Genomic DNA, 6288 nt, shown 5'->3' on the forward strand with positions numbered 1-6288 from the left:
GAGGTTATTTCATATTCTGGGTATATTACCTGTATGACCAATACCAGGATGAGTACAATCATTGTTGTCGCCATATTACTTCTAGTATTCTCAGGCTCCAGCAGCAGCGCTGAGGGCGCTAAAAAAACCATCGTCATGGGCACTTCCCCTGACTATGCGCCTTATGAAAGCGTAGATGCCAAAGGAAGCGGCGAGATCGTCGGTCTCGATATTGATATCGCCAAGGCGATTGCGGACAAGCTGGGTTATGAGCTCCAGATTTCCGGCATGGACTTCAACAGCCTGATCGCTGCTTTACAGACAGGCCGGGTTGATTTTGTCATGTCTGCCATGTCTGTGACAGATGAGCGCAAGCAGAGCGTGGATTTCTCCAAGGTGTATTATGTTGCGCGCAATACGATCATCTCGAAGGCCAATCATAATTACGGAACATTGGAGGAGCTGTCCGGCAAGCGTATCGGCGTCCAGCTGGGCTCAACGCAAGAAACAGTTGCGGCGAGCATCAAGAACGCTGAGATCAAGAAGCTGAATAAAATTCCGGATATGATTCAAGAGATCAAATCCGGACGGATCGATGCCGCCATCGTCGAGGATGCCGTAGCTCTGGGCAATACAACAGCGAATCCCGATCTCAAGTTCACGATGATCCCCTCCGGTGATGGTGATGAGGATCAAGGGTATTCAGTTGCTTTTCCCAAAGGCTCTCCCTTGGTCGACGAGTTCAATGAGGCGCTGCAGGAGCTTGAAGCAAGCGGAGAGAAAGAGGCAATCGTTACGAAATGGTTCGACAGCATAATGGCGACAACAGGCCCAGCAGGAGGGCTTAATCTGGACTTCACTATTCTGCGCGACTATATGAACTACATGATGAAGGGTATCTACGTTACATTGCTGTTCACGCTCGTGTCCGCTTTATTCGGCTTTGTGTGGGGGGCCATTCTCTCTCTGTTCAAAATCTCGCATGTCCGGCCGCTCCAATGGTTCGCTACGGCATATACGTCCGTGTTCCGCGGCACTCCGCTGCTGCTTCAGCTGTTCCTCATTTACTTCGCCACACCGCAGCTGCTGGATTATGACATCTCGCCGCTATTGGCCGCCGGACTGGCATTCGGCCTTAATTCCGCCGCTTATCTGTCGGAGACGATTCGTGCCGGCATTATGGCGGTTGACCGCGGACAGCGCGAAGCTGCCATGGCGCTCGGCATCCCTTACCGGACAATGATGATCAGCATCATCTTCCCGCAAGCGGTCAAGAACATTCTGCCTGCACTGGTCAACGAATGCGTTGCCCTCCTCAAAGAATCGTCGCTGGTCTCCGTCATCGGCGTTCAGGACTTGATGCGAAGAGCGACGGTCGTTCAGGCGAATACGTACAGAGCATTCGAAGCTTTGCTGTTCGTAGGGGTAATCTATTATGTGCTGGTGCTCATTCTAACCTCATTGGCCCGTGTACTTGAAAGGAGGCTGCGCCGCAGTGATTAATGTAGAGCATCTGTCCAAAACATTCGGCAAGCAAGAGGTGCTGCACGATATATCCACCACAATCGAGAGCGGAGAGGTTGTAGCGGTCATCGGGCCGTCCGGCTCAGGCAAGTCCACCTTCCTGCGCTGCCTGAATCTGCTGGAGGTGCCGACAAGCGGTCGCATTACAATTAACGGCGCGGATATTACCGACAAGAAGACGGACATCACGAAGGTGCGGCAGGGCATCGGCATGGTTTTCCAGCATTTTCATCTGTTCCCGCATATGACGGTTATCGAGAATCTGGCTTTCGCCCCTGTCAAAGTGAAAGGACTAACAGCGGAGGAGGCCCGCTCCAAGGGGAAGGTGCTGCTGGAACGGGTCGGACTAAGAGATAAGGCTGATGCCTATCCGTCCAAGCTGTCCGGCGGACAGAAGCAGCGTGTTGCAATTGCACGCAGTCTGGCCATGGACCCGGATATTATGCTGTTCGATGAGCCGACCTCCGCACTCGATCCCGAGATGGTCAAGGAGGTGCTCGCCGTTATCCGCGACCTGGCCTCCACCGGGATGACGATGCTCATAGTGACGCATGAGATGAATTTTGCCAGAGAAGCAGCCGATACGATCTACTTCCTGGATGGCGGTCGTCTGGTCGAGAAAGCCGAGCCTGAACGTTTCTTCACCCGGCCTCAGCACGAGCGTGCTGCCCGTTTTCTGGAGAAGGTGCTGTAGCCGGGGCAATTCAATTAGGGCGACTTAAGCAACAATTGTAAAGGGCAGCTCTTGAGAACATCTGCAGACCGCATGATCCGGTCTTCGCGATGTTATCAGGGCTGCCCTTTTGCTGCTGCTGAGGTGTTACGGCATTACATATAAGAGAATGGAGAAGAATTGAAAGATGCTCCCTGCCAGTACGAACAGATGCCATACCGCATGATGGTACGGGAACCCGCGCCACATGTAGAACACCGTTCCGACCGTGTAGCAGCCGCCCCCGATAATGAGCAGCACAAGGCCGATTCCATTCATATTCGTAACAAGCGGCTTCCATGCGAACACAATGATCCAGCCCATTAAGATATACAGAATGGTGGAGGTGAACAGAAACTTTTTCGTATAAAATGCCTTAAACACCACGCCTGTTACAGCAATTCCCCAGACGATGCCGAACAGCACCCAGCCCAGCGTGCCTTCCACCACATGGAATAATATCGGCGTGTAAGTGCCCGCAATAAACAAATAAATGGCCGAATGATCCATAATCTCGAAGATATCCTTCACTTTTCCCTCAGGAAAGCTATGCACAAGCGTCGAGCACAGATAGAGCAGCAGCATGGTAACACCGTAGACAATAAAGCTGATGGTATACAAAGCACTACCTTTCATACTTGCCGATACAACAAGCAGCACGAGAGCAGCCACGCTTAATGCAGCCCCGATACCATGCGTAGCAGCGTTGGCGATTTCCTCACGCTTGGTGTAGATATGTGTAGCAGCCATCCGGCACACCTCCTTGTTCCAAGTGTACCTTATTGCTGTGGTTGAGACCACCTTCTGGTCACGTGGAGTCGCAGTAAAATCATCTTCTTTTGAAAATTTTCCCAAAGATATTCTTTGAAGATTTTTTTTCAATGAATGAGTAGAAATAATTCCTCGGAAGACATTTAACTTCGATTTGTCCGTAGGTCTCTATAAAACCCTCGTATTTCAGACGATACCTCTCGTAAATTAATTGACAAAAAGCTTGTTCGTCAGGAGGAATGATCAGAATCCTGTTATTCGGAAAATTCAGTTTAACATTTAAAATACGGTTGTTAATCAGTATCGCTACTCGATACATTTCCTTTGCGCAATTTTCATACCATGAAAAACAACCTTCCAGTGCTATTTCCTTCACAAAGAGATCTTCCGAATGAATCGTTAGATATAAAGAATCATTCAAAATATATTCATGTTGATTTAAAGGGTTACAATCTATTTCCTCAGTACTTAAAGCATTCACAAACTCTGATATAGTAACGTTCGCATCACCGATATATCCAATATTACTAAACTCACTTTCTACCTGAACACGAGTTATATTTTCAGGCAGTAAATTCACATAGAAACTCTCTATCCCCATTTAATTGACCACCTTTACAGGTACAGTAGTTATTCCCACCTGCTTTGCTGCCCACCATCTGTGATGTCCATTGACTATTTGAAAAGTTCCATCTTCAAGAATTTTTACATCTATCGGTTCTTATCTACTGTCCTTTTCTAATTTATTTCCTGAAGGATCAGTATAAATCAAAGGATTATTTTCTACATACGTATAAAGATTCTGACTAAGCGGATTATCAATCTGCCCCTCATACGTATCCTTGCTAATAAACCGCCCCATGCTCGGATCATACCATCTTGCCCGCAAGTATTGCAGGCCTGCGCTCTGATCCCACATTTCCCCCGAATAGCGGAATGGGTTCGATACACTTTCGGTAGTCGTGAGCGGATTGCCCCACAGATCATACGTGTACCGGTTCACACTTGTATTGCCCGTGCTGTCCCGAAGCTCAATCACATCACCATGACCATTATGCAGGTAGTAATTCTTCCCGTTCGCATCCTTGCGAGCAATCAATCCTTTGCCCCGAATGTACTGCACCTTCATTGTAACGCTGCCACTGGCGACAATTCCTTCTGCCACTACCTGATCGCCATCATAGTAGTAGCGAACGGTCGTGCTGTTCTCTGTCCGTTCATAAAGCAGTCCGTCACCGTTGTACCTATAGCTTACTTGTCCGCCTCCAGGCTTGGCAACCTGCGTTAATCGATTCTACGCATCATACGTGTAGTTCGTCTCCCCCGCTGGAATTTCTCGCGCTTTATCACTCTGCAGGGACAAGCGGTTGCCCCGGTTATTGTAAGCATACGTCCCATTGAACTGGGACGAGGTGGCTATCCGGTTCAAGGGATCGTAACTGTAACTATAGTTGTTGCTTTGCCCGTTCAAACTTAGAGATTGGTTCGTCAAATTCCCTTTTCCATCATAATCGTAGTTGAAGGAATTGATCTCTACGTTGTTGGCTTTCTTATGGGTCAGCTTAACTGTGTTGGTGTCGTATTCTTGTATAAGAATAATGAAACCTCCAAAACTACTTTGGAAAGTAGATCTGAAGGCTTCATTAAATCATATAATCTATCAAACCACTAGCATACAAAATCGACTTATTTTAAATAAATAAATTCATCCACAAATCTTTCAATAACCAATGGGCTATCCGAAGGAATTATCATAATACAACCTTGTTTCTTTAAAAGTTCAGCACAAGTTGCCAGTCTAACTCTCAATAATTCTTTCCACTCTTGGTCAAACCACGGGAAACAGAACAAACTTTTCCCCTGTGCAAGCCCAATTGCTACCGATGCATTCCATCTCTCATTACTAATGTTTTCTATGGGCCTATTTAAACGGGTCGGTGATAATTCTAATTGTTGTATCCAGTTATTAATAGATTCAGCGTTCTGCTTTCCCCGCTCCAGTTCCTGTAATACCGAAAGGCTTTTACTCATCCCCAATAAGCCTCTTCTCTTCAATTGCTCTCCGACATACCAACCATTCTCTCTTAAAATAGTTGTGTCTGCCTCAATACCATTGATAGAGATGCTCCCGGAATAAGCGCTGCTGTTTCCTGCTAATACATAAGAAATTGCCCAAGCTCCCATACCCGCCTTGCCAATAAGGCCGTACACTTTTCCGGGAATAAAAGAGTAAGTAAATCCTGCAATCTCTTCCTTTATGGATCTCATATTAAAAATAGTTGCTGTGCAACTGATGTTTAAATTCTTTACTGAAATTGAATGGATCTTTATCATACTTACCCTCCTTTATAATAGTGTTCAGTAACCCACTTCCTTCACATTCGTAATTTGAACTGGGCCATCTGCTTTTCTAGCTATTTCCGTCAATTTCCCATATATTGAACCATCAATCGCCCAAAAACTACCTGTTTTCACCTCAAATTCAATTACCGTTTCAAAAGATCTAGCTCCAGATAGTTTAGCCTGAGCAAGAGTAGGTTTTTGTGTAAATACGAAAACCTGACCAGCTTCTTGTTTAGATCCCGTTAAAACACCCGCTTCCATTATTTCTTTAGCCGCTGCTTTTGAAGTAACCTGGTAGTATTTAACACCTGTCTGTACTGCTACAGAAGCTCCCCCAATAATTGTTCCACTAGTTGTCCCTATTGTAGCAACATCTGCCGCAGCTAGCCCCGATGAAATTAAGGCAGGAGCATACATAATACCAGCCGCCAAAGCAGGCACTGCCAGTGATAATGATAGCCAATCTTCAGTAACCCCTCCGAGTGTACCTTCGATAGGATCTTTTTTACCTGTAGTATAATTCGTCCTGTAAACTACTTCATATTCACCGCTTGCAAGTCTAATCGCAACAGCCTGATCGTGATAGCTTTGCATACCGGCTATATCATGCTTAGCTTTAGCGAGATAAAATGAAGACTGAAGCGATGCAATCCGATCTTCTTCTGCTTCAGTTAAATTTTCATACATATGCCCTGACGGATCAGTGAATATTAACGGATTATTATGCACATACGTATACAAATTCATCGTCAGCGGATTATCAATCTGCCCCTCATACGTATCCTTACTAATAAACCGCCCCATGCTCGGGTCATACCATCTTGCCCGCAAGTATTGCAGGCCTGCGCTCTGATCCCACATTTCCCCCGAATAGCGGAATGGATTCTCTACACCCTCGGTGGTCGTGAGCGGGTTGCCCCATAGATCATACGTGTACCGGTTCACACTCGTATTGCCCG

The 6288-nt window shown here is 46.6% G+C and carries 9 protein-coding genes; 2 read left to right on the forward strand and 7 right to left on the reverse strand.

What is annotated here, in order from left to right; all coding sequences use genetic code 11:
• Positions 1-33: 33 nt before the first annotated feature.
• Together K0T92_RS10505 and K0T92_RS10510 are read left to right on the forward strand one after the other, a co-directional pair.
• On the forward strand, positions 34-1482 hold the full coding sequence (locus tag K0T92_RS10505; RefSeq protein ID WP_246628051.1) for an ABC transporter substrate-binding protein/permease: 1449 nt from the start codon (positions 34-36) through the stop codon (positions 1480-1482).
• Positions 1475-2197 (forward strand): amino acid ABC transporter ATP-binding protein, encoded by a 723-nt coding sequence (locus K0T92_RS10510; RefSeq protein WP_219872408.1) that lies wholly within the window; start codon positions 1475-1477, stop codon positions 2195-2197. The genes K0T92_RS10505 and K0T92_RS10510 overlap by 8 nt, the downstream gene beginning before the upstream one ends.
• 126 nt (positions 2198-2323) lie before the next feature.
• On the opposite strand, the gene trhA is transcribed toward K0T92_RS10510, so the two are convergent.
• The 7 genes from trhA to K0T92_RS10540 form a co-directional block, all read right to left on the reverse strand.
• Complete coding sequence (gene trhA / locus K0T92_RS10515) at positions 2324-2965, reverse strand: PAQR family membrane homeostasis protein TrhA (RefSeq protein ID WP_219872409.1); 642 nt, start codon at positions 2963-2965, stop codon at positions 2324-2326.
• 79 nt (positions 2966-3044) lie between these two features.
• The gene (locus K0T92_RS10520) at positions 3045-3587 is read right to left on the reverse strand and encodes a hypothetical protein (protein ID WP_219872410.1); all 543 of its coding nucleotides are present in this window, start codon (positions 3585-3587) and stop codon (positions 3045-3047) included.
• Positions 3588-3701 (reverse strand): ParB N-terminal domain-containing protein, encoded by a 114-nt coding sequence (locus tag K0T92_RS25625; protein ID WP_219872435.1) that lies wholly within the window; start codon positions 3699-3701, stop codon positions 3588-3590.
• Positions 3702-3707: 6 nt separating this feature from the next.
• A complete protein-coding gene (locus K0T92_RS24985) occupies positions 3708-4151 on the reverse strand; it encodes an RHS repeat-associated core domain-containing protein (protein WP_343223687.1) in 444 nt (147 codons plus the stop codon).
• 129 nt (positions 4152-4280) lie between these two features.
• The gene (locus K0T92_RS25630) at positions 4281-4478 is read right to left on the reverse strand and encodes a hypothetical protein (RefSeq protein WP_246628052.1); all 198 of its coding nucleotides are present in this window, start codon (positions 4476-4478) and stop codon (positions 4281-4283) included.
• Positions 4479-4672: 194 nt separating this feature from the next.
• Complete coding sequence (locus K0T92_RS10535) at positions 4673-5320, reverse strand: hypothetical protein (protein ID WP_219872411.1); 648 nt, start codon at positions 5318-5320, stop codon at positions 4673-4675.
• Positions 5321-5344: 24 nt separating this feature from the next.
• Positions 5345-6288 (reverse strand): RHS repeat-associated core domain-containing protein (locus tag K0T92_RS10540; protein ID WP_219872412.1); only part of this gene is annotated, 944 nt, incomplete at its 5' end.

Origin of the sequence: Paenibacillus oenotherae, from assembly GCF_019443105.1 — a bacterium.
Lineage (GTDB): Bacteria > Bacillota > Bacilli > Paenibacillales > Paenibacillaceae > Paenibacillus_Z > Paenibacillus_Z oenotherae.

Excerpts from the sequence above, each read along its gene's own strand:
- K0T92_RS10505 (WP_246628051.1), top strand. The coding sequence starts at position 34 with ATGACCAATACCAGGATGAGTACAATCATTGTTGTCGCCATATTACTT.
- trhA (WP_219872409.1), bottom strand. The coding sequence starts at position 2,965 with ATGGCTGCTACACATATCTACACCAAGCGTGAGGAAATCGCCAACGCT.
- K0T92_RS10535 (WP_219872411.1), bottom strand. The coding sequence starts at position 5,320 with ATGATAAAGATCCATTCAATTTCAGTAAAGAATTTAAACATCAGTTGC.
- K0T92_RS10520 (WP_219872410.1), bottom strand. The coding sequence starts at position 3,587 with ATGGGGATAGAGAGTTTCTATGTGAATTTACTGCCTGAAAATATAACT.